At 71.1% G+C, this 23,926-nt stretch carries 23 protein-coding genes; 15 read left to right on the top strand and 8 right to left on the bottom strand.

Annotated elements, in window-relative coordinates; genetic code table 11:
• Positions 1-147: 147 nt before the first annotated feature.
• Positions 148-1,023, bottom strand: coding sequence for a 3-methyl-2-oxobutanoate hydroxymethyltransferase (gene panB / locus ACH4NX_RS08870; protein WP_351388573.1), 876 nt, complete (start codon positions 1,021-1,023; stop codon positions 148-150).
• Between the two features lie 312 nt (positions 1,024-1,335).
• On the opposite strand from panB, the gene ACH4NX_RS08865 reads away from it, so the two are divergent.
• Entirely contained in the window at positions 1,336-2,388 is a 1,053-nt protein-coding gene (locus tag ACH4NX_RS08865; RefSeq protein WP_351388576.1) for an endonuclease/exonuclease/phosphatase family protein, read from the top strand.
• Positions 2,389-2,501: 113 nt separating this feature from the next.
• On the top strand, positions 2,502-3,743 hold the full coding sequence (locus tag ACH4NX_RS08860; RefSeq protein WP_398127776.1) for an MFS transporter: 1,242 nt from the start codon (positions 2,502-2,504) through the stop codon (positions 3,741-3,743).
• A 70-nt stretch (positions 3,744-3,813) separates the two neighbouring features.
• Here the strand turns inward: ACH4NX_RS08860 and ACH4NX_RS08855 are convergent, their stop codons facing one another.
• On the bottom strand, positions 3,814-4,008 hold the full coding sequence (locus ACH4NX_RS08855; RefSeq protein ID WP_398127775.1) for a hypothetical protein: 195 nt from the start codon (positions 4,006-4,008) through the stop codon (positions 3,814-3,816).
• A 263-nt stretch (positions 4,009-4,271) separates the two neighbouring features.
• Here ACH4NX_RS08855 and ACH4NX_RS08850 point away from each other — a divergent pair, with 263 nt between their 5' ends.
• From ACH4NX_RS08850 to ACH4NX_RS08830, 5 genes are all read left to right on the top strand, one after another.
• On the top strand, positions 4,272-4,958 hold the full coding sequence (locus ACH4NX_RS08850; protein ID WP_398127774.1) for a hypothetical protein: 687 nt from the start codon (positions 4,272-4,274) through the stop codon (positions 4,956-4,958).
• A 1-nt stretch (position 4,959) separates the two neighbouring features.
• Entirely contained in the window at positions 4,960-5,391 is a 432-nt protein-coding gene (locus ACH4NX_RS08845; protein WP_398127773.1) for a phage holin family protein, read from the top strand.
• Positions 5,367-6,113, top strand: a complete 747-nt coding sequence (locus ACH4NX_RS08840; RefSeq protein ID WP_351388589.1) for a DUF3618 domain-containing protein — start codon at positions 5,367-5,369, stop codon at positions 6,111-6,113. The genes ACH4NX_RS08845 and ACH4NX_RS08840 overlap by 25 nt, the downstream gene beginning before the upstream one ends.
• A 168-nt stretch (positions 6,114-6,281) precedes the next feature.
• Entirely contained in the window at positions 6,282-7,136 is an 855-nt protein-coding gene (locus tag ACH4NX_RS08835; protein WP_398127772.1) for a helix-turn-helix domain-containing protein, read from the top strand.
• The gene (locus ACH4NX_RS08830; RefSeq protein ID WP_398127771.1) at positions 7,133-7,372 is read left to right on the top strand and encodes a DUF397 domain-containing protein; all 240 of its coding nucleotides are present in this window, start codon (positions 7,133-7,135) and stop codon (positions 7,370-7,372) included. Before ACH4NX_RS08835 ends, ACH4NX_RS08830 begins: the two co-directional genes overlap by 4 nt.
• On the opposite strand, the gene glnA is transcribed toward ACH4NX_RS08830, so the two are convergent.
• Positions 7,332-8,693: a type I glutamate--ammonia ligase gene (glnA, locus tag ACH4NX_RS08825; protein WP_351388604.1), complete on the bottom strand. Its 1,362-nt coding sequence runs from the start codon at positions 8,691-8,693 to the stop codon at positions 7,332-7,334. The genes ACH4NX_RS08830 and glnA overlap by 41 nt on opposite strands.
• Positions 8,694-9,297: 604 nt before the next feature.
• Between glnA and ACH4NX_RS08820 the strand changes: the two genes are divergently transcribed.
• The 3 genes from ACH4NX_RS08820 to ACH4NX_RS08810 all read left to right on the top strand — a co-directional run bounded on the left by ACH4NX_RS08820 (position 9,298) and on the right by ACH4NX_RS08810 (position 11,897).
• A complete protein-coding gene (locus tag ACH4NX_RS08820; protein ID WP_398127770.1) occupies positions 9,298-10,542 on the top strand; it encodes an RNA-guided endonuclease InsQ/TnpB family protein in 1,245 nt (414 codons plus the stop codon).
• Positions 10,543-10,605: 63 nt separating this feature from the next.
• Positions 10,606-11,274: a DUF3105 domain-containing protein gene (locus tag ACH4NX_RS08815; RefSeq protein ID WP_351388607.1), complete on the top strand. Its 669-nt coding sequence runs from the start codon at positions 10,606-10,608 to the stop codon at positions 11,272-11,274.
• A complete protein-coding gene (locus tag ACH4NX_RS08810) occupies positions 11,271-11,897 on the top strand; it encodes a DUF305 domain-containing protein (RefSeq protein ID WP_351388610.1) in 627 nt (208 codons plus the stop codon). The genes ACH4NX_RS08815 and ACH4NX_RS08810 overlap by 4 nt, the downstream gene beginning before the upstream one ends.
• 69 nt (positions 11,898-11,966) lie before the next feature.
• On the opposite strand, the gene ACH4NX_RS08805 is transcribed toward ACH4NX_RS08810, so the two are convergent.
• From ACH4NX_RS08805 to ACH4NX_RS08795, 3 genes are all read right to left on the bottom strand, one after another.
• Positions 11,967-12,413: a VOC family protein gene (locus ACH4NX_RS08805; RefSeq protein ID WP_351388612.1), complete on the bottom strand. Its 447-nt coding sequence runs from the start codon at positions 12,411-12,413 to the stop codon at positions 11,967-11,969.
• A 95-nt stretch (positions 12,414-12,508) separates the two neighbouring features.
• Positions 12,509-12,763 carry a Txe/YoeB family addiction module toxin gene (locus ACH4NX_RS08800; RefSeq protein ID WP_279563696.1) on the bottom strand — a complete coding sequence of 85 codons (255 nt, stop codon included), beginning with the start codon at positions 12,761-12,763 and terminating at the stop codon, positions 12,509-12,511.
• Positions 12,760-13,023: a type II toxin-antitoxin system prevent-host-death family antitoxin gene (locus ACH4NX_RS08795; RefSeq protein WP_345594094.1), complete on the bottom strand. Its 264-nt coding sequence runs from the start codon at positions 13,021-13,023 to the stop codon at positions 12,760-12,762. The genes ACH4NX_RS08800 and ACH4NX_RS08795 overlap by 4 nt, the downstream gene beginning before the upstream one ends.
• Positions 13,024-13,197: 174 nt before the next feature.
• On the opposite strand from ACH4NX_RS08795, the gene ACH4NX_RS08790 reads away from it, so the two are divergent.
• Complete coding sequence (locus tag ACH4NX_RS08790; RefSeq protein WP_351388613.1) at positions 13,198-16,200, top strand: bifunctional [glutamine synthetase] adenylyltransferase/[glutamine synthetase]-adenylyl-L-tyrosine phosphorylase; 3,003 nt, start codon at positions 13,198-13,200, stop codon at positions 16,198-16,200.
• 65 nt (positions 16,201-16,265) lie between these two features.
• Here ACH4NX_RS08790 and ACH4NX_RS08785 read toward each other — a convergent pair whose 3' ends face one another.
• Together ACH4NX_RS08785 and ACH4NX_RS08780 are read right to left on the bottom strand one after the other, a co-directional pair.
• Positions 16,266-17,126, bottom strand: coding sequence for a phosphatase PAP2 family protein (locus tag ACH4NX_RS08785; RefSeq protein ID WP_351388616.1), 861 nt, complete (start codon positions 17,124-17,126; stop codon positions 16,266-16,268).
• Between the two features lie 84 nt (positions 17,127-17,210).
• Positions 17,211-18,245: a LacI family DNA-binding transcriptional regulator gene (locus tag ACH4NX_RS08780; protein WP_398127769.1), complete on the bottom strand. Its 1,035-nt coding sequence runs from the start codon at positions 18,243-18,245 to the stop codon at positions 17,211-17,213.
• 393 nt (positions 18,246-18,638) lie between these two features.
• Between ACH4NX_RS08780 and ACH4NX_RS08775 the strand changes: the two genes are divergently transcribed.
• The 4 genes from ACH4NX_RS08775 to ACH4NX_RS08760 all read left to right on the top strand — a co-directional run bounded on the left by ACH4NX_RS08775 (position 18,639) and on the right by ACH4NX_RS08760 (position 23,793).
• Positions 18,639-19,910 carry an extracellular solute-binding protein gene (locus tag ACH4NX_RS08775; protein WP_351388621.1) on the top strand — a complete coding sequence of 424 codons (1,272 nt, stop codon included), beginning with the start codon at positions 18,639-18,641 and terminating at the stop codon, positions 19,908-19,910.
• A gap of 144 nt (positions 19,911-20,054) precedes the next feature.
• Complete coding sequence (locus ACH4NX_RS08770) at positions 20,055-21,059, top strand: carbohydrate ABC transporter permease (RefSeq protein WP_398127768.1); 1,005 nt, start codon at positions 20,055-20,057, stop codon at positions 21,057-21,059.
• A gap of 13 nt (positions 21,060-21,072) precedes the next feature.
• Positions 21,073-21,984, top strand: a complete 912-nt coding sequence (locus tag ACH4NX_RS08765) for an ABC transporter permease subunit (RefSeq protein ID WP_351388627.1) — start codon at positions 21,073-21,075, stop codon at positions 21,982-21,984.
• Positions 21,985-22,104: 120 nt separating this feature from the next.
• Positions 22,105-23,793, top strand: a complete 1,689-nt coding sequence (locus tag ACH4NX_RS08760; RefSeq protein WP_351388630.1) for a glycoside hydrolase family 13 protein — start codon at positions 22,105-22,107, stop codon at positions 23,791-23,793.
• Positions 23,794-23,926: the final 133 nt, after the last annotated feature.

Below are 23,926 nucleotides of genomic sequence, written 5' to 3'. Positions count from 1 at the left end.
CACCGACAGCCGCCCGGCACCACCGCCGCTCCACCGACGTCCCGCCGACAGGGACGCGCGGGGCGTGCGGGACGCGAGGGGTGTCGGGAAACCACCGGCCCCGCCGACGGGGGAAGATCGACGGGGCCGGTGTCGTACCGCGATGGTCTAGTGGACGGAGTGCTCCTCCTGCGGGAACGTTCCGCCGACGACGTCCTCGGCGTACGCCTTCGCCGCGTCGCCGATGACCTGCCGCAGGTCGGCGTACTGCTTGACGAACTTCGGCATCCGGCCGCCGGTCAGCCCGAGCATGTCGGTCCAGACCAGCACCTGCGCGTCCGTGTCCGCACCCGCGCCGATGCCGACGGTCGGGATGTGCAGCGTCCGCGTCACCTCTGCGGCCAGCTCGGCCGGCACCAGCTCCAGGACGACCGCGAAGGCGCCCGCGTCCTGCACGGCCTTGGCGTCGCGCAGCAGCTGCTGGGCCGCCTCCTCGCCCCGGCCCTGCACCCGGTAGCCCATGGCGTTGACGGACTGCGGGGTGAGGCCGATGTGCGCCATCACCGGGATGCCGGACTCGACGAGCAGCCGGATCTGCTCGTGCGACCGCTCACCGCCCTCCAGCTTCACGGCCCCCACGCCCGCCTCCTTCACCAGCCGGGTCGCCGAGCGCAGCGCCTGCACCGGACCCTCCTGGTAGGAGCCGAAGGGCAGGTCTCCGACGATGAGGGCGCGGCTGGTGCCCCGTACGACCGCGGCCGAGAGCATCGTCATCTCGTCCAGCGTGACGGGCACGGTGGTGTCGTAGCCGAGGTGGCAGTTGCCCGCGGAGTCGCCGACGAGCATGACCGGGATACCGGCCTCGTCGAAGACGGACGCGGTCATCGCGTCGTACGCGGTGAGCATGGGCCACCTCTCGCCGCGCTCCTTGGCGGCGGTGATGTCCCGGACGGTGATGCGACGGTTGCTCTTGCCCCCGTACAGCGCCCTGCTCCCGTCCCCGGGGGTGCGCTGCGGCGTCTGGGCAGCCGAAAGCTGCGTCATGGCAACGGCTCCTTCATGTCATCTCGAGGCGCCCTGACGGCGTCCCCGGATCCCTCCCATGGTGGCACCTCGAGAGCCCGGGCGGCTAGAGGCCCCGGCTGGGGCCCTCCGGCATGTGTCACCCGAGGGGCGGATGTGCCCGTTGTGTCACAGAGTCGCCCGGATCGGCGGTGTTCGGAACCTCGAACGCCGGCCCGTACGTCCTCGTGTCGTACGGCCGTCATGGGACGGCGGGATCGGAACCGATCATCCCCTAAGGTGCTGAGTCACGGGGGGGCGACGGTGTGCACGGCAGGCTAGTGAGGCGACGGTATGGCGCAGCAGGCGTACATGACGGAGACGGACAGCGGCGGCTCGGATCCAGAGCGCCGGGATACCCGGATTCGGCGCCTGCTCGACCGGGTGACCACCGGCTGGCGCGGTGACCGGCGGATCTGGCGCCGGGGCCTGATCACCGCCGTGGTGGCCGTCCTGCTGGCCGGGGTCATGGCGGGCCACTCGCGCATCCCGAACGTCATCGGCAACCTCGGCAGCCTCACGGAGACCTTCCTGCCGTGGTTCGGCCTGCTCATCCCGGTCCTGCTGGTGATCGCCTTCGTCCGCAGGTCGGCGACGGCGCTGATCGCGCTGGTGCTGCCGGTGAGCGTGTGGCTCAACAACTTCGGCGGTCTGCTGTTCGACAAGACCGGCACCGGCGGTGACCTCACGGTGGCCACCCACAACGTCAACGCCGACAACGCCGACCCCTCCGGCACCGCCCGCGCCGTGGCCGCGTCCGGCGCGGACGTGCTGGCCCTGGAGGAGCTGAAGGCGTCCGCCGTGCCGACGTACGAGAAGGCGCTGGAGCGGAAGTACTCGCATCACGCGGTCGTCGGCACCGTCGGGCTGTGGAGCAAGTACCCGGTGAGCGACGTGAAGGCCGTCGACATCCGGCTGGGCTGGAAGCGCGCGATGCGCGCCACCGTCGCCACCCCGTCCGGGCCGGTCGCGGTGTACGTCGCCCACCTGCCCTCCGTACGGGTGAAACTCGAGGCCGGTTTCACCGCCCGGCAGCGGGACAAGAGCGCCGAGGCGCTCGGTGAGGCCATCGCCGACGAGAAGCTGCCCCGCAAGATCCTGCTCGGCGACCTCAACGGCACCACGAACGACCGCGCTCTCACCGCGATCACCTCCCAGATGCGCTCCCCGCAGGGTGCGGCGGGCAGCGGGTTCGGCTTCAGCTGGCCGGCGTCGTTCCCGATGGCACGCATCGACCAGATCCTGGTCACCGGCGTCGAACCGAAGACCAGCTGGACCCTCCCGGCGACCGGCAGCGACCACCTCCCGATCGCCGCGCGTGTGAAGGTCGACACAACGGCGTCCTGAGATTCGCCGCCGGAATACTCGCCCTGAGAGGCTTTGTTCCGTACGGGAACATAACGACATCCCCTCCCCGTACGCACTCCGCTCGCGAAAGCTCTCGAAAGGCGAGGCCCTTCATGCCCCTGGCCCTGCTCGCCCTTGCCGTGGGCGCCTTCGGCATAGGTACGACCGAGTTCGTGATGATGGGCCTGCTGCCCGACGTCGCGGACGACCTGCACATCTCCATCCCCTCCGCCGGACACCTGGTCTCGGCCTACGCGCTCGGTGTCGTCATCGGCGCCCCGCTGCTCGCGGCGGCGACCGCGCGGATGCCGCGCCGCACGGTCCTCGTCGCCCTGATGGTGCTGTTCGTGGCCGGCAACGCCCTGTCGGCCGTCGCGCCGGGGGAGGGCTCCCTGCTGGCCGCCCGTTTCGTCAGCGGCCTGCCGCACGGCGCCTTCTTCGGCGTCGGCGCCGTGGTCGCCACCGGCATGGTGGCGCCGGAACGCAAGGCCCGCTCCGTCTCCCTGATGTTCCTCGGCCTCACCGTCGCCAACATCGTGGGCGTGCCCGCGGCCACGGCCATGGGCCAGCAACTCGGCTGGCGGGCCACCTTCCTCGGCGTGAGCGCGATCGGCGTCGCGGCGATAGCGGCGCTCGCCGCGCTGATCCCGCGCGATCACGCCCCCGCCCCCACCACGGGCCTGCGCGGCGAACTGGCCGCCCTGCGCTCCCTCCCCGTCTGGCTGGCGCTCGGCACGACGGTCGCCGGCTTCGGCGCGCTCTTCTCGGCGTACAGCTACATCACGCCGATGCTCACGGACGCCGCCGGGTTCGCCGAGGCCAGCGTGACGCTGCTGCTGGCGCTCTTCGGCGTCGGCGCCACCGCGGGCAACCTGCTGGGCGGCCGGCTGGCCGACCACGCCCTGCGCGGCACCCTCTTCGGCGGCCTCGCCTCGCTGGTCCTGGTCCTCGCCCTCTTCCCGCTCCTGATGCGTACGGAGATCACCGCGGCCCTCGCCGTGGCCCTCCTGGGCATGGCCGCCTTCCTCACCGGTTCCCCGCTCCAGCTGATGGTCATGGAGAAGGCGTCCGCGGCCCCCTCCCTGGCCTCCTCCGCCAACCAGGCCGCCTTCAACCTCGCCAACGCCGGCGGCGCCTGGGTCGGCGGCATCGCCCTCGCGGCGGGCTTCGGCGCCACCTCCCCGGCCACGGCGGGCGCGGGGCTGGCGGTACTCGGCGTGGGGGTCGCGGGCGCGGCCTACGCGGTGGACCGCCGCCGGGCCGCCGCGGCTTCCGCTTCCGCACCCGGGCGGGCCCGCGTGATCGCGGGGCACGTGCCGGAGACAGTGGAGACGGGGGAGCCGGTACGGCGCTGACGGCGGCGCTCGTTCGCCGGGGCGCGCCCCCGGCGGCGCCGTCCGCGCGCGACGCCCCGGGCCGCTCGGGTCAGCACTCCTCCCCCAGCACCTCGTAGAAGTCGTCGGCGAACTCCTCGGACGTCCGGTCCGACCGGTGCGCGGGGAACTCGATGGGTCGCTGCGGATCGTGCGCGTCGTACGCGGCGCAGTGGGCCTGGCGTACCTCCGTGCTGCCCTCGTACCGGGCGGCTTCCGCCGGGGACCTGGTGGGACCGTCCGACACGGGCTCGGCCTGTGTGCAGCCGGTGATTCCCTGAAGTCGGTGGATGTGCCGGTCACGGTAGCGCCGACGGAGGCCCGGCGGCCCGGCGGTCCGAAAACCGGCTGGAGCGGACCGACGGCCACGTGGGAGACGGCCACGTGGGGCGACGCGGGCAGGGCGGCGCCGAGGCGGGAGATTCCCGGACCGGAAAGTGTGTCAAAAGCGGACGAACAGCCACTCGGGATGTGAGACCCCACAGGACATCCGATGAGGGGAAGTCGCCGATGAGTGAGTCCGTGAAGACCGGCCCCAGGAGCGGGACCGGGGACAAGGTCAGAACAGAGGCCTCCGCGACGGCCGGGCAGGCCGGGCAGGCCGCGGGCCAGGTCGCCGGAACCGCGGCGGAACAGGCCCGGCACGTGGCCGACGAGGCTCGTCAGCAGGCCGGTACGGCCATCCAGGACCTGCGCGGCCGTGCGATGGACGAGGCCAACGGTCAGACCAGGCGCGCGGCCGGCACGCTGCGGCAGTGGGCGGACGACCTCTCCGACCTCGCCGAGCACGCCCGGAACGACTCCGCGGCCCGCAGCCTGGCGCGGCACGCGGCCGACCGGGGCCACCGCGCGGCCGGCTATCTGGAGAAGGAGGGGGCCGAAGGGCTCGTGACCGACCTCCAGGGCTTCGCACGCAGGCGCCCCGGAGCCTTCCTGGGCGGCGCGGTGCTGGCCGGACTGGCCGTCGGGCGCCTGGCCAAGGTGGGCAGCGCCGCCCGGTCGGACGGCTCCGGGCAGGGGCCTGCCACCGGTTCCGCGGACCGCGACGGTCTGGCCGCCGCCCCGGACACCGCGCCGCTGCCGCCCGGCCCCGCGCCGGGTGCCCCGCCGAGGGTGGCCAGCACCGGCGCGCCGGTCTCGCCCGCCACCGGTACGCCGCCGGGCGGTGTGCCGGGACGTGCCCACCCGGAGGTGTGAGATGGCCACCGTACGACCCGCGCCCCGCCCCACGCGCCCCGTCGAACCGCAGGCCGACGACAGGTCCGTCGGGCAGCTCATGTCCGGAGTGACAGCGGACCTGCAGACCCTCTTCCGGCAGGAGGTCGAGCTGGCCAAGGCCGAGATCAAGGAGGAGGGGACGAGGGCGGGCAAGGCCGCCGGAATGTTCGGCGGAGCCGGTTTCGCCGGCTACATGGTCCTCCTGTTCCTCTCGCTGGCCGCCGTGCTGGGCCTGGCCAACGTCATGGACGGGGGCTGGGCGGCCCTGATCGTCACCGCCGTGTGGGCCGTCGTCGCTGCCGTGCTGTACATGAAGGGCCGCGCGGGGATGCGCACCGTCTCCCCGAAGCCCGAGCGAACCGTCGAGACCATGAAGGAGAACGCGGAATGGGCACGTCACCCGACCAGATGAGGGCCGAGATCGAGGCCACGCGCGGCCAGCTCTCCACGGACGTGGACCAGCTCGCCGAGCGGACCAGTCCCCGGCGGGCGGTCCGCCGGCGCCGGGCCAGGATGCGCGGCGCGGTGTCGGGCGTGCGCGACCGGGTCATGGGCACGGCGTCGCACACCGTCCACAGCGTCACCGGCACCGCGCACTCCGCGGCCGGTTCCGTCTCCGGCACCGCGCACTCCGCGGCGGGCTCCGTCTCGGACACCGCGCACTCCGCGGCCGGTTCGGTGCAGGAAGGCACCGGACGGGCTGCCGAGGCGGCGCGCGGCGCGGCCGGCCAGGCGGGAGAGGCCGCACAGCAGGCGCCCGACATGGCCCGCCGCCGGACCCGGGGCAACCCGCTGGCCGCCGGGCTGGTCGCCTTCGGCGTCGGCCTGCTGGCCTCCTCGCTGCTGCCCGCCTCCCGGACCGAGCAGGAGAAGGCCACCGAGCTGATGGAGCGCGGCGGCGAGGCCCTGGAACCGGTGAAGCAGGCCGCCGCCGAGTCCGCGCAGCACCTGAAGGAAGGCGCCAGGGAGGTGACGCAGAGCGCGGCCGCCGAGGTGAAGGACAGCGCGGCGCAGGCCGCCCGCACCACGCAGGACGAGGCCCGCGACCGCGGCGGCGACGTCGCCGGGCAGGCACGGGACTCCGGCCGGCACCTCAAGGACGAGGCCCGGCAACAGCGCCCCGGCTCCACCTAGCGCGTACGACGGAGCAGCCCCGAGCCCCGAGCCGGCGGGTTCGGGGCTCCGGCATGCCGGTCGCCATCCCACGTTGGGGTGACAGAGCGACCGCATCCCCTCACCGAGCGTGGCGTGTCCGTCTACGGTGACGTCCATCGCGATACGACGCGTACGACGGAGGGGCGGATGCCGGTGAACGGCGAGACGGACGAGCCGGGTTGGGAGGTCGACCCGGACGACGAGTGGGGCGTGGCCGTCCTCACCACCGTGGGGAGGCAACTGAAGCTGCGCCGCGAGGCCGCGGGGATGCGGGCGGGCGACTTCGGGGTGGCGGTCGGATACGGGGAGGACCTCGTCTACAAGGTCGAGGGCGGGAAGCGGATTCCGAGGAGGGAGTACCTGCAGCGGGCTGATGAGGTGCTGGAGGCATGCGGGCTGCTGACGGCGATGTGGGAGGACGTCGCGAAGGTCCGATACCCGAAGCGTGTCCGGGAACTGGCGAAAGTGGAGGCCAGCGCAGTCGAGGTCGGGCTGTACAGCACTCTCAACATCCATGGCCTGTTGCAGACGGAGGCCCACATGCGCGCCCTGTTCGACGCGTGGCTTCCCGCCTACACCGAAGAGGAGACGGAACGCATGGTGGCCGCGCGGCTGGCCCGTCGCTCGGTCCTTGATCGGTCCCCGGCGCCCACCCTCAGCTTCGTCCAGGAGGAAGCGACGCTCCGCCGCCCAGTCGGAGGCAGAATGGTCTGGCGCCGACAGCTCGAACGCCTGCTGGAAATCGGAGAGTTGCGGAACGTATCGATCCAGGTAATGCCGACCGACTGCGAGGAGCACGTCGGGACGGGCGGCCTCATCGAAGTGCTCAAGTTCCCCGACGGCGGTGCGGTCGCGCGCTCCGAGGGAGCGTTTGCCGGGCGGCCGGTGACCGATCCGAAGCAACTCAGAATCCTCGAACTGCGCTATGGCATGATCCGGGCCCAGGCTCTCACGCCCCGAGAGTCGCGGGCCGCCATCGAACAGATGCTTGGAGAGTCATGACCCGCATCCCCGCAACCCCGGACGCGCCCACACTGGTCTGGTTCAAGAGCAGCTACAGCAGCAGTGGCGACGGCAACGACTGCGTAGAGGTCGCGATAACCCCCGCCACCATCCACGTCCGCGACTCCAAGCGCCCCCACGGCCCCCGCCTCGCCGTCACCGGGACGGCGTGGGCAGGGTTCGTCGGCGCGGCCGCTACAGCACCGGCAGCGACTTCCGCAGCTCGAACGCCGTGACCTGGGAGCGGTACTCCTCCCACTCCTGCCGCTTGTTGCGGAGGAAGAAGTCGAAGACGTGCTCGCCGAGGGTCTCGGCGACCAGGTCGCTGCGTTCCATCAGGGCGAGGGCCTCGCCGAGGTTCTGGGGGAGGGGCTCGATGCCCAGCGCGCGGCGTTCCGAGTCGGACAGGGCCCAGACGTCGTCCTCGGCGCCCGGCGGGAGTTCGTAGCCCTCCTCGATGCCCTTGAGGCCGGCGGCCAGCAGGACCGCGTAGGTCAGGTACGGGTTGGCGCCGGAGTCGATGGAGCGGACCTCGACGCGGGCCGAGCCGGTCTTGCCGGGCTTGTACATGGGCACGCGGACCAGGGCGGAGCGGTTGTTGTGGCCCCAGCAGATGTAGGAGGGGGCCTCGCCGCCGGCGCCCGCCGTGCGCTCGCTGCCGCCCCAGATGCGCTTGTACGAGTTCACCCACTGGTTGGTGACGGCGGAGATCTCCGCCGCGTGCCGCAGCAGGCCCGCGATGAAGGACCGGCCGACCTTGGAGAGCTGGTACTCGGCGCCCGACTCGTAGAACGCGTTGCGGTCGCCCTCGAAGAGGGAGAGGTGGGTGTGCATGCCCGAGCCCGGGTACTCCGAGAACGGCTTGGGCATGAAGGTGGCCTGGAGGCCCTGCTCCAGCGCGACCTGCTTCATGACCAGGCGGAAGGTCATGATGTTGTCGGCCGTGGAGAGCGCGTCCGCGTAACGCAGATCGATCTCCTGCTGGCCGGGGGCGCCCTCGTGGTGGGAGAACTCCACCGAGATGCCCATCGACTCCAGCATGGTGATCGCCTGGCGGCGGAAGTCCATGCCGATGTTCTGCGGGGTGTGGTCGAAGTACCCGGAGTTGTCGGCCGGGGTCGGCACCGAGCCGTCGACGGGCTTGTCCTTCAGCAGGAAGAACTCGATCTCCGGGTGGGTGTAGAAGGTGAAGCCCAGGTCGGAGGTGCGGGCCAGGGCGCGCTTGAGGACGTAGCGCGGGTCGGCGAAGGACGGGGAGCCGTCCGGCATGAGGATGTCGCAGAACATGCGGGCCGTGCCGGGGGCCTCCGCGCGCCAGGGCAGGACCTGGAAGGTCGACGGGTCCGGCTTGGCGATCATGTCGGACTCGTAGACCCGGGCGAAGCCCTCGATCGCGGAGCCGTCGAAGCCGATGCCCTCGTCGAAGGCCTGCTCCAGCTCGGCCGGGGCCACGGCGACGGACTTGAGGAAGCCCAGTACGTCCGTGAACCACAGGCGTACGAACCGGATGTCGCGTTCCTCCAGCGTCCGGATCACGAACTCCTGCTGCTTGTCCATCTTCCGCTTCCCCATCCTCGCTGGTCAGGCCGCCTGTCTCCGGTACGGCGGGAGGCGGCCCTGCACCTGAGCATCAGACCACAGCACGGTTTCGTACGCGTTGCGGGCCTCGATCACCCGCCGGTCCTCCCCGCAGCGTAGAGGCCGGGTGTTCGATCGGGCCATTCCTGAGGCCCGGGCCGCGACAGATCCCGTCACCCCCTACGAAGGACCACGCCGACACCTTCGCCGGGTTCTTCTCAGAGAGCTTCTGTCCGGTAAGACTTTCACCCGGCCATCGCCACGGAGGCGCCCCGGCCATATTTGTCATGCGGAGGTGCCCTTGAGGCTGTTGGCCAGACTGGGAGACTGTGTTTGGGTGGATGATGCGCCACGAGGGGCACGTGGTCGCGTTCGCTGGTGAACCCCTTCCGCGCTGCTGCGGAGTTTCTTGTAGACCTTGCGTGTGGTCTCTTCGCGGCGCGTCAGTATCTCGTCATTGAACACTCTGTGTCACTGATCCGTCGCGATGAGCACCCGCGTCTGCGTCACTGAAGCGACGCTTAAAGCACTATCTGTAGCCTTTAGCTCCTTTGTGTGACCATTGCGTCGTAGGATCTCGGTCATGCAGCTTCGCTACAACTACCGGGCCTACCCGGACGCTCCGCAGCGCCGTGCGCTGGCGAGTGCGTTCGGGTGCGCCCGTGTGGTGTGGAACGACTGCCTGCGCGACCGCAAGGAAGCGCACGCGGCGGGGCATCCGTACGTGACGTCGACCGAGCTGTCCCGGATACGCATCACCCAGGCCAAGCGCACCGAGGAACGTGCCTGGCTCGCCGATGTGTCAGCGGTCGTCCTGCAACAGTCCCTGCGAGACCTGGACACCGCCTACAAGAACTTCTTCGACTCGGTCAAGGGCAAGCGGCAAGGCCGGAAGGTGGGGCCGCCCCGGTACAAGTCGAAGAAGGACACCCGTCAGTCGATCCGCCTCAACACCAACGCCTTCTCCCTCCATGACGACGGCACGGTGTACGTGGCCAAGGTCGGCAACCTCAAGGTCAAGTGGTCCCGCCGGCTTCCCGCAGCCCCGACTTCTGTGACCGTCACCAAGGACAGCTCCGGCCGGTACTTCCTCAGCTTCGTCGTGGACACCGAGCCGGACGCCCTCCCCGAGACGGAGACCGAAGCCGGTATCGACCTCGGTCTGTCCACCTTCGCAGTCCTGTCCGACGGCCGGAAGATCGACAGCCCGCGCTTCCTGCGTCGGGCCGAGAAGAAGCTCAAGCGCCTTCAGCGGGAACTGTCCCGCAAGGCCAAGGGCTCGAAGAACCGGACCAAGGCCCGCATCAAGGTCGCACGCCAGCGCGCCAAGGTGGCGGACCAGCGCCGGGACTGGCACCACAAGGCATCCACACAGATCATCCGCGACAACCAAGCGGTGTACGTGGAAGACCTCGCAGTGTCCGGCCTCGCACGCACCCGACTCGCCAAGTCCGTGCACGACGCGGGATGGTCCGCGTTCGTCGGCATGCTGGAGTACAAGGCGATCAAGCACGGCCGCACCTTCGCCAAGGTGGGCCGGGCCTTCCCCTCCTCGCAGGTCTGCTCGGCCTGCGGATTCAGGGACGGCCCCAAGCCCCTCCATGTCCGGGAGTGGGCGTGCGGCGCGTGCGGCACGATGCACGACCGAGACCACAACGCAGCCCGCAACGTCCTCTTCGAAGGACGCCGTATCGTCGCCGCCGGACGGGCGGAGACGCTAAACGCCTGTGGAGCGCCGGTAAGACGGGCACACGTGCCCGCACAGCGCGGTGAAGCAGGAAGCCACCGGAAGGGTCGGACGACCCAGGCCGGAATCCCTGGACTTTAGGCCAGGAAGCGCGTCAAGATCAGCGGACTCAATCGGCCCCCCTTACCCAGAAGGGCACACCCCATGGGTTCCGCCAAGAAGAGCAGCAACACGGCGCGTCAGGCACGGATAGCCGAGATGCGGCGCGCCGAGGAGTCCCGCGACCGCCGGAACCGAATACTCACCGTCGCGGTCAGTGCCGTGGTCGTCGCCGGTCTCGTCGTCGGCGGTGTCGTCCTCGTCCGGTCGCAGTCGGACGACTCCGCCGCCGACACGGCGTCCGACGGCAAGACGTCCGGCAAGTTCGTCACGGGCGACGACGGGGTGCGGACCTGGGAGGGGGACCTGGGCCGAAACCACGTCACCGAGAAGGTGTCCTACCCCGCCGAGCCCCCGGTCGGCGGCGACCACAACCAGGTGTGGATGAACTGCGACGGCGACGTCTACACCGAGCCGCTGAACAACGAGAACGCCGTGCACTCGCTGGAGCACGGCGCCGTCTGGGTGACGTACACCGACAAGGCGCCGAAGGCCGAGGTGGACAAGCTGGCGGCGAAGGTGAAGAAGACGCCGTACTCGCTGATGAGCCCGGACGACAAGCAGAAGGACCCGATCATGCTCACCGCCTGGGGCCACCAGCGCACGGTGACGGGCGCCGACGACCCGAACGTGGACAAGTTCTTCGAGAAGTTCGTCCAGGGCGAGCAGACCCCCGAGCCGGGTGCCGCCTGCACGAACGGCCTGTCCGAGTGACGCCGAAACAGGCCGGCTGGATCGCGGGGGCCGCCGCGGCGGCCCTCGTCCTGGCCGGCGGCATCACCTACGCCGTCGCCGGGGACGACGGCGCGGGCCGCGTCCCGTCCGCCGACTCGGCGGACGCCGGCTTCGCGCGGGACATGTCGGTGCACCACCAGCAGGCCGTGGAGATGTCGTACCTCGTGCGCGACCGCACCGAGGACGAGGAGGTGCGCCGGCTCGCGTACGACATCGCGCAGACCCAGGCCAACCAGCGCGGCATGATGATCGGCTGGCTGGACCTGTGGGGGCTGCCGAAGGTGTCGTCCGACCCGCCGATGACCTGGATGGGCATGGGCGACACGCCGTCGGCGGGGGAGGGCTCGCTGATGCCGGGGATGGCCACCGACGCCCAGATGGAGAAGCTGGCGACGCTGGACGGCAAGCAGGCGGAGGTCTACTACCTCCAGCTCATGACCGAGCACCACAAGGGCGGCGTCCACATGGCCGAGGGGTGCGCCGAACGGTGCACGGTCGGCGTGGAGAAGCGGCTGGCCCAGGGGATGGTGGAGTCGCAGGAGTCGGAGATCCGGCTGATGGCGGACCTGCTGGCCGAGCGGGGCGCGAAACCGGAGAAGTGAGGCCGCCTCGGACGGGCCGACGCGAAGGCGGGCCCGCCCTCACGGCGCCGGGCCCGCCCGCGGACACGGCTAGCGCTGTCGCCCGAGGTCCGCCAGCAGCTGGTGCAGCGGCTCCGTCTCCCGGCGCCGGTACTCCTGGACCGCCCAGCCGTTGCCGTCCGGGTCCTTGAAGTACATGAAGGTGGCGCCGTCGTCCGGCGAGTACTGCACCGGCTCGGAGACGTCCAGGCCACGCCCGACCAGCTCCGCGTGGGCCGCCTTGATGTCGGCGACGCACAGCTGGAGGCCCTGGTACGTGCCGGGGGCCGGCGCGGTCTGGCCCTGTGCCATGTCCCAGATGGCCTCGCCGAGGGCGATCGAGCAGCCCGAGCCCGGAGGCGTCAGCTGGACGATGCGCATACCCGGCATGACCTCCTGGTCGATGTCGACGTGGAAGCCGACCTTGTCCCGGTAGAAGTCCCGGGCGCGGTCGATGTCGGTCACGGGCAGCGGGATCACTTCGAGGGTGAAGTCCATGGCGTTGCTCCTTCGACGTCCTGGTCGGGCACGGTGTCGGTTGTCAGTGGCCGTAGGTCGGTAGCTGTTGCTTCAGTAGTCCGTGCAGTCGCACGTCAGTAGTGGTATCGCGCCTGGACGATGACCAGTTCGCCGTCGACCGGCTTGTACACCAGGCGGTGGGTGTCGTCGATGCGTCGTGACCAGTAGCCCGACAGGTCGCCCTTCAGCGGCTCAGGCTTGCCGATGCCCTTGAACGGGTCACGTGTGATGTCGGTGATCAGTTTGTTGATCCGCTTGGTCACCTTCCGGTCGCTCTCGGCCCAGTGGACGTAGTCCTCCCAGCCGTGCGTCGTGAAAGTGATCCTCACGGGCGCTCCGCGTCGGGGTCGATCAGCTCACGCCGGCGCGCACCGCCGGATTCGGCCTCGGCGATGGAGTCGAGCAGGCGGCGGGCGTTCCTGGGGGAACGCAGGAGATGCACCGTCTCCGTCCAGGCCGTGAAGTCCTCCTCGGACATGAGCACGGCGTTTCCTTTGCGGGAGGTGATGTGCACCGGGGCGTGGTCCTCGTTGACCTGCTCTATCAGGGGGAACAGGTTCTGACGGGCTTCGCTGGCGGTAATGGACATACCGGTGCCTCCCTTCGCGGCTTGTACAAGATATCGTACGACTGTGGAGCGGTCCACCGGAGCGGTCGCCGGAGGCCGGTGCCGGTACGCCCCGACGCCCGCTCGCGCTTCCCCGGCTACGCTCAGGTTGATCCGACGGAACGCCAGTGCGACAGGACGCGACAGGAGGCCGGGATGACGGCGCCGGGGCGCAGGAGCAGTACCTTCACGCGGCTGCTGCGGCACGGCTTCACCGATCCCTCGGCCGCCGAGCGGCTGCTGGACGGCGTGGAGCTGGCCGGGGTCCGCGACGACCCGGTCCTGCTGGAGGCGCTGGGGGCCACCGCCGACCCGGACCTCGCCCTGCACGGCCTGGTCCGGCTGCTGGAGGCGCAGCCCGCTCCCACCGCCCGGCGGGAGCTGCTGGACACCCTGATCGCCGCCAAGCCGCTGCGCGACCGCCTGCTCGGTGTGCTCGGCGCCTCCGAGGCGCTCGCCGACCACCTGGCCCGGCACGCCGGCGACTGGCAGGCCCTGGTCACCTACGAGCCGCGGGACCTGCACCGCGGGGTGGCGGAGTTCGAGGACGGTCTCGCCGAGGCCACCGACCCCGTCTCCCTGCGCGTCGCCTACCGGCGCTGCCTGCTGTCCATCGCCGCCCGTGACGTGTGCGGCACCATCGACGTCGCCGAGACCGCCGCCGAGCTGGCCGACCTCGCCACCGCCACCCTGCGCGCCGCCCTCGCCCTCGCCGTGGCCGACGCGCCCGAGGACGCCGCGCTGTGCCGGCTCGCGGTGATCGCGATGGGCAAGTGCGGCGGACACGAGCTGAACTACGTCTCCGACGTGGACGTCATCTTCGTGGCCGAGCCGGCGGAAGGAACCGACGAGGCCGACGAGGCCAGGGCCATGCGGGCCGCGACCGCACTCGCCTCGCACCTGATGCGGATCTGCTCCGAGACGACCGTCGAGGGCTCCATCTGGCCCGTCGACGCCAACCTCCGCCCGGAGGGACGCAACGGCCCGCTGGTGCGCACCCTCAGCAGCCACCTCGCCTACTACCAGCGCTGGGCCAAGACCTGGGAGTTCCAGGCGCTGCTCAAGGCCCGCCCGGTGGCCGGCGACCCCGTCCTCGGCGCCGAGTACGTCGCCGCCCTCCAGCCCCTGGTGTGGCAGGCCGCAGATCGCGAGAACTTCGTCCCGGACGTGCAGAAGATGCGCCGCCGGGTGGTGGAGACCATCCCCGTCGCCGAGGTCGACCGGCAGCTGAAACTGGGCCCGGGCGGGCTGCGCGACGTCGAGTTCGCCGTCCAGCTGCTCCAGCTGGTGCACGGGCGTTCCGACACGTCCCTGCACAGCGGTACGACGCTGGACGCGCTGGAGGCGCTGGCCGCGGGCGGGTACGTCGCCCGGTCCGACGCCGCCCAGCTCGACGAGGCGTACCGCTTCCTGCGTTCCATGGAGCACCGCATCCAGCTGCACCGGCTGCGGCGCACCCACCTGGTGCCCGAGGACGAGCCCGACCTGCGCCGTCTCGGCCGCTCCCTCGGCCTGCGCACCGACCCGGTCCCCGGGCTGCTGCGCGCGTGGAAGCGGCACGCCTCCGTCGTACGCAGGCTGCACGAGAAGCTGTTCTACCGGCCGCTGCTGGACGCCGTCGCCCAGCTGGCCCCCGGCGAGGCCCGGCTGAGTCCCGGGGCGGCCCGGGAACGCATGGTCGCCCTCGGGTACGCCGACCCGGCCGCCGCGCTCAGGCACCTGGAGGCGCTGGCGTCCGGCGTCACCCGCAAGGCGGCCATCCAGCGCACCCTGCTGCCCGTGCTGCTGGGCTGGTTCGCGGACTCCGCCGACCCGGACGCGGGTCTGCTCAACTTCCGCAAGGTCTCCGACGCGCTCGGCAAGACGCCCTGGTACCTGCGGCTGCTGCGGGACGAGGGCGCGGCGGCGGAGAACCTCGCCCGGGTGCTCTCCGCCGGGCGGCTCGCCCCGGACCTGCTGATGCGGGCACCCGAGGCCGTCGCGCTGCTCGGGGACGGCAACGCCGGGGGGCTGGCGCCGCGCGGGCGGCTCCAGCTGGAGCAGGAGGCCCTCGCCGCGGTCCGCCGGGCGGACGGCGCGGTGCAGGCGGTCACGGCGGTGCGCGGGGTACGGCGCCGGGAACTCTTCCGTACGGCCGCCGCGGACATCGTCGGTTCCTACGGCACCGAGGCGCAGCCCGTCGAGGTCGACCAGGGCGCGCTGGTGGACCGGGTCGGCGCCGCCGTCTCCGACCTGACGGCGGCGACGCTGGCGGGGACGCTGCGGGCGGTGGTGCGGGAGGGCTGGGGCGACACGCTGCCGACCCGGTTCGCGATCATCGGCATGGGCCGGTTCGGCGGGCACGAGCTGGGCTACGGCTCGGACGCGGACGTGCTCTTCGTGCACGAGCCGCTGGACGGGGTCGACGAGCGGGAGGCGGCGGACGCGGCGGGCAGGGTCGTCGCCGAGATACGCCGCCTGCTCCAGGTGCCCAGCGCCGACCCGCCCCTGCTCATCGACACCGGCCTGCGGCCCGAGGGCAAGTCCGGGCCGCTGGTGCGGACCCTGAAGTCGTACGAGGCCTACTACCGGCGCTGGTCGCTGGTGTGGGAGCGGCACGCGCTGCTGCGGGCCGAGTTCGTCGCCGGGGACGCGGATCTGGGGCGGCGGTTCACCGAGCTGGCCGATCCGCTGCGGTACCCGGCGGACGGGCTCGGGGAGGACGCCGTACGGGAGATCCGGCGGCTCAAGGCCCGGATGGAGTCCGAGCGGCTGCCGCGCGGCGCCGATCCCAAGCTGCACGCCAAACTGGGCCCGGGCGGACTGTCCGACGTGGAGTGGACCGTGCAGCTCTTCCAGCTGCGGTACGGGCACACGGAGGCGGGGCTGCGGACCACCCGGACGCGCCAGGCCCTGTCCGCCGCCTGCGACGCCGGCCTCGTCTCGGCGGAGCACGCCGGGACACTCGACGAGGCGTGGGTCCTGGCGACGCGCGTCCGCAACGCGGTGATGCTGGTGCGCGGCCGGGCCTCCGACACCTTCCCGACCGACCCCCGCGAGCTGGCGGCGGTGGGCCGCTACCTGGGCCACGGCCCCGGGCACGCGGGCGACATGCTGGACGAGTACCGCCGCACGGCCCGCCGGGCCCGGACGGTGGTGGAGGAGCTGTTCTACGACTAGTACGCCGGTACCCGGCGTGGAAACAGGGCGCCGGGAAACGGCTCGGGGCCGGGGCGGGCCCGGAACTACCGCCGGGTGGGCAGCCACGCCCCCCGCCGGGCCGGCACCGTCCGCGGCAGTGCGTGGGGCAGGCGCCCGTACCAGGAGGCCGCCACCGCGTACCCGAATGCCAGACACAGGACCCCGCCCACCGCGTCCAGCCAGAAGTGGTTGGCGGTGGCGACGATCACCACCAGCGTGAGCACCGGGTACACCAGCCCCAGCACCCGCACCCACGGCACCGAGGCCAGCGCGAAGATCGTCAGCCCGCACCACACCGACCACCCGATGTGCATCGACGGCATCGCCGCGTACTGGTTCGACATGTTCTTCAGGTCGCCGGACGCCATCGATCCCCACGTCTCGTGGACCATCACGGTGTCGATGAAGTGCCCGCCGTTCATCAGGCGGGGCGGGGCGAGCGGATACAGGTAGTAACCGACCAGGGCGACGCCCGTCGTCGCGAAGAGCACCAGCCGGGTCGCGGCGTACCGCCCGGGGTGGCTGCGGTACAGCCACACCAGCACGCCCAGGGTCACCACGAAGTGCAGCGTGGCGTAGTAGTAGTTCATGCCGATGATGAGCCAAGTCACCGAGTTCACGGCATGGTTGACCGACTCCTCGAAGGCGACGCCGAGTTGCTGCTCGACGCGCCAGATCCAGTCGGCGTTGCGCAGCGCCTGCGCCCGCTGTTCCGGTACCGCGTTGCGGACGAGGGAGTACGTCCAGTAACTGATCGCGATCAGCAGGATCTCGAACCACAGGCGGGGCCGGCGCGGCGCGCGGAGACGGCGCAGGAGGCCTTGCCCCGTCTCCTCCGTGACGGGGTGCGGAACGGCCTCTTCCAGGCGTTCCGTGGTCCTCACGGTCGCGTCACCCATAGGCATGAAGTCTGCCAGAAAAGCCTTCTCCCACCGATCATCCCCCCGGAGGATCCGGGCCGCATCCGGCCACTCCCGGGGGAGGGGGGGTCAGGAGCGGTTGCGCTCGCCCGGCGCCGACGCGGTGGAACCGCGTACGACCAGCTCCGGCATGAACACGAACTCACTGTGCGGCGCGGGGGTCCCGCCGATCTCCTCCAGCAGGGTGCGCACCGCCGCCTGCCCCATCGCCGGGACCGGCTTGCGGACGGTCGTCAGGGGCGGGTCCGTGAAGGCGATCAGCGGCGAGTCGTCGAAGCCGACGACGGAGAAGTCCTTGGGCACGTGCAGACCGCGCTGCCGGGCCGCCCGTATCGCGCCCAGCGCCATCATGTCGCTGGCGCAGACCACCGCCGTGCAGTCCCGCTCCATGAGCGCGGTGGCCGCCGCCTGACCGCCCTCCAGGGTGTAGAGGGAGTGCTGGACGAGTTCCTTCTCCACGGTGTCGGCGTTCATGCCCAGTTGGTCGTGGACGGTGCGCACGAAGCCCTCGATCTTGCGCTGCACCGGCACGAACCGCTTCGGGCCGAGGGCCAGCCCGATGCGGGTGTGCCCGAGCGAGACGAGGTGGGTGACCGCGAGGCTCATCGCGGCGCGGTCGTCGGGGGAGATGAACGGCGCCTGCACCTTCGACGAGAAACCGTCGACGAGGACGAAGGGCACGCCCTGTGCGCGCAGCCGTTCGTAGCGCTGCATGTCGGCGGTGGTGTCGGCGTGCAGACCGGAGACGTAGATGATGCCGGCGACCCCGCGGTCGACCAGCATCTCCGTCAGCTCGTCCTCCGTGGAACCGCCCGGGGTCTGGGTGGCGAGGACCGGCGTGTAGCCCTGGCGGGTCAGGGCCTGGCCGATGACCTGGGCCAGGGCCGGGAAGATCGGGTTCTCCAGCTCCGGTGTGATCAGGCCCACCAGACCCTCGCTGCGCTGCCGCAGCCGCACGGGGCGCTCGTAGCCCAGCACGTCGAGAGCGGCGAGTACGGACTGGCGGGTGGTGGCGGCGACGCCCGGCTTGCCGTTGAGGACGCGGCTGACGGTCGCTTCGCTCACCCCCGCCTGGGCGGCGATGTCGGCAAGCCGTGTGGTCACAGGGGTGGACTGTACCTGTCGGCCGCCGCCTTGCACACCGATCGGGCGTCGTGGGCGGCCTGTTGGACGGCCCGTCGGACGGCCCGGTGCGGGCTGCTGCGTCATCGCGCTCCCTCAGGAAAAGTGGCGGCAAGAGCTTGCAGAGTCTTGCACAACCGTCCAGATACCGCTCGATCCCCATGAACAAGCGTCTCGCGACGGTCGCCAGGAGGTCACGCCCGGATAACTTCGGAGACTTCTTGCACTTTTTTGCTGCAAGACCTTTCCGTCGAGGTTGCGGCGCTGTTACGTTCACGTCGCCCGACGGCGGCAAAGGCGCGGTCGGCAGTCGGCAGGAGCGGCGGACGAGCCCGCACCCTGCACCACACGGGCTTTCACCCTCAAGGAGAACTCATGCGGCGTGGCATAGCGGCCACCGCTCTGGTGGCGTCCCTCGCCCTCACGGCGACGGCGTGCGGCGGGGACGGCGGCAGCGACAGCGAGTCGGGCGGACCGGTCACCATCACGTACTGGGACACCTCGAACGCGACCAACGAGGCGCCGGCCTACAAGGCCCTGGCCAAGGAGTTCGAGGCCGCCAACAAGGGCATCAAGGTCAACTTCGTCAACGTCCCCTTCGACCAGGCGCAGAACAAGTTCGACACCGCCGCCGGTGCCTCGGGCGCCCCGGACGTGCTGCGCACGGACGTCGGCTGGACCCCCGCCTTCGCCAAGAAGGGGTTCTTCCTGCCGCTGGACGGCACCGAGGCCCTCGCCGACCAGGACAAGTTCCAGCCCAAGCTGATCGAGCAGGCCACGTACGAGGGCAAGACCTACGGCGTCCCGCTCGTCACCGACACCCTCGCCTTCGTGTACAACAAGGAGATCTTCAAGAAGGCCGGCGTCGAGGCCCCCAAGACCTGGGACGACCTGAAGAAGGCCGCCGCCACCATCAAGGACGAGACCGGCGTCGACGGCTACTGGGCCTCCACGGCCGGTTACTACGCGCAGCCGTTCCTGTACGGCGAGGGCACCGACACGGTCGACGCCGAGGCCGAGAAGATCACCGTCAAGTCGCCCGAGGCGAAGAAGGCGTACGGCACCTGGCTGAGCCTGTTCGACGGCAAGGGCCTGCACAAGGCCGACGTCACCGCCGACGCCTACGCCCACATCCAGGAGGCGTTCGTCAGCGGCAAGGTCGCCTCGATCATCCAGGGCCCGTGGGAGATCACCAACTTCTACAAGGGCTCCGCCTTCAAGGACAAGAACAACCTCGGCATCGCCACCGTCCCGGCCGGCTCCACCGGCAAGGCGGGCGCCCCGACCGGCGGCCACAACCTCTCGGTGTACGCCGGCTCGGACAAGGCCCACCAGGAGGCGTCGCTGAAGTTCGTGAAGTTCATGACCTCGGCGAAGTCCCAGGAGACCGTCGCCCTGGAGAACTCCACGCTGCCCACCCGCGACGACGCCTACACCGACAAGGTCAAGGCCGACCCGGGCATCGCCGGCTTCCAGACGGTCCTGCCCGCCGCCCAGCCGCGCCCGGCGCTGCCGGAGTACAGCTCCCTGCTGGTCCCGCTCGACGACGAGCTGCCGCAGATCGCCGGCGGCAAGAAGTCCCTCGACGAGGGCCTGGGCGACGTCGAGACCGCGATCGCCAAGCTGGTGCCGGACTTCAGCAAGTAGGTCCGCGCGGCCGCCGGGTCCCCCGCGTGGGGGGGGAGGGGACCCGGCGGCCACCGGCCTGTGCGCGGCGCCCCTCGATCGTCCCGCTCGCCCAGTTCGCTCAGCTCGCCCCTCTCGTCCTGATGCTCCCGAAGGTGTCGAACCATGACAGTCGCCATCGACCGCGCGACCGGCAAGCGCCGCGGTGACCGCACCCCGCGGCCCGGCCTTGGCCGGCGTCTGAAAGACGGCTACCAGAAGCACTGGTACGCCTACGCCATGATCGCGCCGGTGGCCGTCGTGATCGGCGTCCTCGTGCTGTACCCGCTGGGGTACGGCCTCTACCTCACGCTCACCGACGCCAACAGCCTCAACACGGGGCGCACCATCGGCGTCAACGAGATCGAGGCCACCTACGAGTTCATCGGCCTGGACAACTACGCCGACATCCTGTGGGGCCCGACCGCCTACGACCGCTTCTGGTCGCACTTCATCTGGACCATCGTGTGGACGGCGGTCTGTGTCGGCCTGCACTTCTTCATCGGCCTCGGCCTCGCCCTGCTGCTCAACCAGAAGCTGCGCGGCCGCACCTTCTACCGGCTGATCCTGGTCCTGCCGTGGGCCGTGCCCACCTTCGTCACCGTCTTCGGCTGGCGCTTCATGCTCGCCGACGCCGGCATCGTCAACTCCGCCCTGGACTGGCTGCACCTGCCCACCCCCGCGTGGCTCGAGGACACCTTCTGGCAGCGCTTCTCCGCGATCATGGTCAACACCTGGTGCGGTGTGCCGTTCATGATGGTCTCCCTCCTCGGCGGCCTGCAGTCCATCGACAACACCCTCTACGAGGCTTCCGAGATGGACGGCGCGAACGCCTGGCAGCGGTTCCGCCACGTCACCCTCCCCGGTCTGCGGGCGGTCAGCTCCACGGTCGTCCTGCTCGGCATCATCTGGACGTTCAACCAGTTCGCCGTGATCTTCCTGCTGTTCGGCAACACCGCCCCCGAGGCACAGATCCTCGTCACCTGGGCCTACCAGCTCGGTTTCGGACAGCAGCCGCGCGACTTCGCGCAGTCCGCGGCCTACGGCATCCTGCTGCTGGCCATCCTGATCGTCTTCACCTCCTTCTACCGCCGCTGGCTGAACCGCAATGAGCAGCAGCTCGCGAACTGAGGCAGGAGCCGCCATGAGTACAACAACCGCGCCCACCAAGGCCCCGGCGGAGCGGGCCGACGCGTCCACCGCGCCGTCGCGCCGGGTGCGCGGCCGCGGCGAACGCAGCCGCGCCGCCTCCCTCGCCTCCCACGGCGTCCTGTCCGTAGCGAGCCTCATCGCGCTCTTCCCGGTCGCCTGGCTGGTCTACCTGTCGCTCGGCCCGGACAAGAACGACTACCTGCACCCCGAGCGCATCTGGTCGAAGATGACCTTCGACAACTACGCGTTCGTGCTCCAGCACACGCAGTTCTTCGACTGGCTGAAGAGTTCGCTGATCGTCTCGCTGGGGACCACGGTCATCGGCGTCATGGTCGCCGCCACCACCGGCTACGCGGTCTCGCGGATGCGCTTCCCGGGCTACAAGAAGCTCATGTGGGTCCTGCTGGTCACCCAGATGTTCCCCATCGCCGTGCTGATCGTGCCGATGTACCAGATCCTGTCCGAGTTCCGGCTCGTCGACAGCTACCTCGGCCTGATCCTCGTCTACTGCTCGACCGCGGTGCCGTACTGCGCGTGGCTGCTCAAGGGCTACTTCGACACCATCCCGTTCGAGATCGACGAGGCCGGGCGGGTCGACGGGCTGTCGCCCTTCGGCACCTTCTTCCGGCTGATCCTGCCGCTCGCCCGGCCGGGCCTGGCGGTCGCCGGTTTCTACAGCTTCATCACCGCCTTCGGCGAGGTCGCCTTCGCCTCGACGTTCATGCTGACCGACACGAAGTACACCTTCGCGGTCGGCCTGCAGAGCTTCGTCAGTGAGCACGACGCGCAGCGCCATCTGATGGCCGCCACCGCCGTACTCGTCGCGATACCCGTCTCCGCGTTCTTCTACCTCGTGCAGAAGAACCTGGTGACCGGCCTGACCGCCGGCGGCACCAAGGGCTGACGCCCGACCGGGAAAACGTCCGGCCGCGGTGCCCATCCGACCCCGCAGCACCGCGGCCGGCCACCCCTTCCCCCCACCCATGCCTCCATGACCAGAACTCCGTCGCATATCAAGGACGCCATGAGCCAGCAGCCCTCCGCCGCCCCGGCCCCCACCTCCGCCTCCGCCACCGCCACCGTCGCGGGGCGCCGCGACTGGTGGCGGGAGGCGGTCATCTACCAGGTGTACCCGCGCAGCTTCGCCGACAGCAACGGCGACGGCATGGGCGACCTGGAAGGTGTCCGCACCCGCCTGCCGTACCTGCGCGACCTCGGCGTGGACGCCGTGTGGCTCAGCCCCTTCTACGCCTCCCCGCAGGCCGACGCCGGCTACGACGTCGCCGACTACCGGGCCGTCGACCCCATGTTCGGCTCCCTGCTGGACGCCGACGCGCTGATCCGCGACGCCCACGCGCTGGGCCTGCGCATCATCGTCGACCTGGTCCCCAACCACTCCTCCGACCAGTACGAGTGGTTCCGGCGCGCCCTCGCCGAGGGCCCCGGCTCCCCCTCCAGGGACCGCTACCACTTCCGTCCCGGGAAGGGCGAGAACGGCGAACTGCCGCCCAACGACTGGGAGTCCATCTTCGGCGGCCCCGCCTGGACCCGGGTCACCGAGCCCGACGGCACGCCGGGGGAGTGGTACCTGCACCTGTTCGCCCCCGAGCAGCCCGACTTCAACTGGGAGCACCCGGCCGTCGGCGACGAGTTCCGCTCCATCCTGCGGTTCTGGCTGGACATGGGCGTCGACGGCTTCCGCATCGACGTCGCCCACGGCATGGTGAAGGCCGAGGGCCTGCCGGACCTGGGCACCCACGACGAGCTGCGGATGCTCGGCAACGATGTCACGCCGTTCTTCGACCAGGACGGCGTCCACGACATCTACCGCCAGTGGCGGACGATCCTCGACGAGTACTCCGGCGAGCGGATCTTCGTCGCCGAGGCCTGGACCCCGACCGTCGAGCGCACCGCGAACTACGTCCGCCCCGACGAACTGCACCAGGCCTTCAACTTCCAGTACCTGGGCACCCACTGGGACGCCGAGGAGCTGCGCACGGTCATCGACCGCACGCTGGACGCCATGCGCCCGGTCGGCGCCCCCGCCACCTGGGTCCTGTCCAACCACGACGTCACCCGGCACGCCACCCGCTTCGCCAACCCGGCGGGCCTCGGCACCCAGCTCCGCCTGGCCGGCGACCGCGAGCTGGGCCTGCGCCGCGCCCGCGCGGCCACCCTCCTCATGCTGGCGCTGCCCGGCTCGGCCTACGTCTACCAGGGCGAGGAACTCGGCCTGCCGGACGTCGTCGACCTTCCCGACGAGGTGCGCCAGGACCCGGCGTACTTCCGCGGCGCCGGACAGGACGGCTTCCGTGACGGCTGCCGGGTACCGATCCCCTGGACGCGTACGGGATCGTCGTACGGCTTCGGAGACGGCGGCAGCTGGCTGCCGCAGCCGGCGGGCTGGGGCGAGCTGAGCGTCGAGGCGCAGACCGGCGAGTCCGGCTCGACCCTGGAGCTGTACCGGGCCGCGCTGGCGGCCCGCCGCGAGCAGGCCGACCTGGGCGCGGGCGACACCGTCGAGTGGCTGCGCGCCCCCGAGGGCGTCGTCGCCTTCCGGCGCGGCGAGTTCGTGTGCGTGGCCAACACCACCGGCGAGTCGGTGCCGATGCCCGCGTACGGGCGGGTGCTGCTGGCCAGCGGCGAGGTGACCGAGGCGGCCGGCGAGGCGAAGGTCCCGGCGGACACGACGGTGTGGTGGACGACGGCCTGACCGCGCGTCCGACCGTCCGACCACGCGTTTCACCGTCCGAAGGGCCGAGGGCCGCCGCTTCCCGCCAGGGAAGCGGCGGCCCCTCGCCGTCCGGGGCGGCCCCTCGCCGTCCGGGGCGGCCCCTCGCCGTCCG

The organism is Streptomyces sp. NPDC017225 (assembly GCF_044331465.1).
Classification (GTDB): Bacteria; Actinomycetota; Actinomycetes; order Streptomycetales; family Streptomycetaceae; genus Streptomyces.
This window is presented reverse-complemented; position numbering and strand designations above follow the sequence as displayed.